The 2124-nt window shown below is 46.9% G+C and carries 4 protein-coding genes; all 4 read left to right on the top strand.

What is annotated here, in order from left to right; translation table 11 throughout:
* The first annotated feature begins 210 nt into the window (after positions 1-210).
* The 4 genes from QUA33_RS27980 (at position 211) to QUA33_RS27965 (ending at position 2059) form a co-directional block, all read left to right on the top strand.
* A complete protein-coding gene (locus tag QUA33_RS27980) occupies positions 211-555 on the top strand; it encodes a hypothetical protein (protein ID WP_333153016.1) in 345 nt (114 codons plus the stop codon).
* Positions 548-1012, top strand: coding sequence for a hypothetical protein (locus QUA33_RS27975; protein WP_333153014.1), 465 nt, complete (start codon positions 548-550; stop codon positions 1010-1012). The genes QUA33_RS27980 and QUA33_RS27975 overlap by 8 nt, the downstream gene beginning before the upstream one ends.
* The gene (locus QUA33_RS27970) at positions 1009-1518 is read left to right on the top strand and encodes a hypothetical protein (RefSeq protein WP_333153012.1); all 510 of its coding nucleotides are present in this window, start codon (positions 1009-1011) and stop codon (positions 1516-1518) included. Before QUA33_RS27975 ends, QUA33_RS27970 begins: the two co-directional genes overlap by 4 nt.
* Before the next feature lie 322 nt (positions 1519-1840).
* On the top strand, positions 1841-2059 hold the full coding sequence (locus QUA33_RS27965; RefSeq protein ID WP_333153010.1) for a hypothetical protein: 219 nt from the start codon (positions 1841-1843) through the stop codon (positions 2057-2059).
* The last annotated feature ends 65 nt before the right edge of the window (positions 2060-2124 follow it).

Below are 2124 nucleotides of genomic sequence, written 5' to 3'. Positions count from 1 at the left end.
AAAGGTTTCATCCTATTTTACCTTTTTTGGTCTACCCCCTTGACAATTTGCACTTTTTCTTAACTTGTCACAAATGGTTGACAAGGAACTGTAAGTCTGCAATCGTGAGTAACTAAGGAAGATTGATGCGCGGTTGACGAGCACTTGCAATGCTAGCCAAACCACGACTTCCCCAAACAGTTCGTCTACAACGTTTGGAGCCTATAAATTATGCCACTTTCAGCCGATTGTCCTAACGGACGATCGCAACTCTTTACGTTTAAGGCGAAAGAGACAGTTGTTGTCGATCGCCTTACCCTTGAGCACATCCTTTTCCTTTTAAGGAACTCTAGGGCAACTTGTGAGTATCTTTCTGGCAACAGTATTTTTGTGGTGGCAACCAAGACTTACCTTGCTAGCCTAGACAGCGGCGAATCCCGCAAAGCAATTAATCTGCTCGATATCTGGGAACAGACTGCCCCAGAAGCGCTTGAGGAACTCGATGATTCCTTAGATAAAGCTTTGCAGTCGGTTGAGTTCATTTTGGCCGCTGCGGCTGGGGGCAAGAATGACTAAGCCTGCTGCCAGTTGCCGCCGTATTGACCGGCTCAAGGCGATCGCTTTCAACTGCGGATTCACCAACGAAGACGCCAGACAGTTCGGCAAACTCAGCAAAACTGCTACATGGGAAGCACTGCTAGAACTCTACCTCGTTGACGGTGAATCGCTAGACAGACTGCTAGACACGGCAATAGACACTGTAGACACAACACCGGAACCGCTTGAGCCACAAGGCGTAGACACTGTAGACACCCTTGATTGGACTAACGACGGTTCATTCCCTGTGTGCGGTTTCACCCGCCAGAATTCCACCAGCTTTTTAGACTGGGTTGACTTCTCTCAACTCATCGCACTTGTACTCGCATCGGCGGGAGTGTTTGTGCTGGCAATGTCTATGTGGCGACAAATCAATCCCTTGAATTTATTTCCCTCCCCAGTTCGCATCAACATTCAAATCGGGACAAAATTATGAGCTTACAACTGCACCTTTTTGGCGGCAATTCTGATGCTGGAAAACTGACTGCCAGCAACGACGGCGGACACGCTATTGACAAATCAAAAGTTTTGGCAAGCACTGATGCAAGCGTCATCACACCGCTAAATCCTGGTAACTTTGACTCAGTTCGTAGTGTTCCCGTAGTTCCCTCCCCGCGCTATTTCACGAAGGAAGAAGCGGACGCAATGAAGGATTTGGCAAAGGAGAAAACAGACGGTGCACGGCAGTCTAAACGCGCTTACAAAGCACTAGGAAAAATTGAAGTTGCAGACAAAACAGTTCATAAAGAACACCGAAAATATGAGGGTGTTGTGGCTGATAATGAACTGGGTAAAAAGCGCTCAGACACTCGACTAGCTAAGCACTTGCACAGTTTGCGTCCCGGCTATGCCCGACTGAGTTTAGGGATTGACAAGGCTGACAGCGATGCCAGAACTCGGATTGATGCAATCAAAGCCAAGCTCACCGGAGGCGCAAGCTAATGGAATATACAGCAGATTCCACGCAAATAGAGTACACCTTAATCCCAAACACTTACCAAAATGGTTGACAAACCCTTGCAACCGTACTCCATAAACCTGGAAATTGCTGTATGTGGATTGCTGGCAACAAAAAAGAAGTGAAGAAATTGGTAGAATCTTTACGAGCTAACGGGTTCACCTTCGAGCCTGCCCACTATGAGGAAATAAGCAAGTCCCCTTTTGGGCGCAACCGATGCTCCTATACCTTGGAGAATTTTCGTCCCCCCGTCGTACCAACTCCACAGCCTCGCCCGTGGGATGCAGTGCTAGGAGGTAAGAAATAATGAAAGCGATGTATCTGGCAAACTACTTCGTTGCCGGATGCGTCGCTTTCTCCCTTTTGGGATGGATAGCGAGTCTGCATCCAATGGCAATGAAAGCCGTCTTATTTCTGTTAGCAGCTATTGCGATTGCTTGGGGGTTGAGTTGGTTGCTTGACTACTCCCTGAGTAAATTACTCAAGATTTCAGTGGCTGACTTACAGGCAGTTTTAAGTAGCTAGACAAAATTAATTACATAGTTTTCTCCAAATTCTTTCAGGATTTTTTCCACAGATGTAACAAAAGT

It is taken from the genome of Microcoleus sp. Pol14D4, assembly GCF_036701245.1.
Taxonomy (GTDB): Bacteria; Cyanobacteriota; Cyanobacteriia; order Cyanobacteriales; family Microcoleaceae; genus Microcoleus.
This window is presented reverse-complemented; position numbering and strand designations above follow the sequence as displayed.

Excerpts from the sequence above, each read along its gene's own strand:
- QUA33_RS27965 (WP_333153010.1), top strand. The coding sequence starts at position 1,841 with ATGAAAGCGATGTATCTGGCAAACTACTTCGTTGCCGGATGCGTCGCT.
- QUA33_RS27975 (WP_333153014.1), top strand. The coding sequence starts at position 548 with ATGACTAAGCCTGCTGCCAGTTGCCGCCGTATTGACCGGCTCAAGGCG.
- QUA33_RS27970 (WP_333153012.1), top strand. The coding sequence starts at position 1,009 with ATGAGCTTACAACTGCACCTTTTTGGCGGCAATTCTGATGCTGGAAAA.
- QUA33_RS27980 (WP_333153016.1), top strand. The coding sequence starts at position 211 with ATGCCACTTTCAGCCGATTGTCCTAACGGACGATCGCAACTCTTTACG.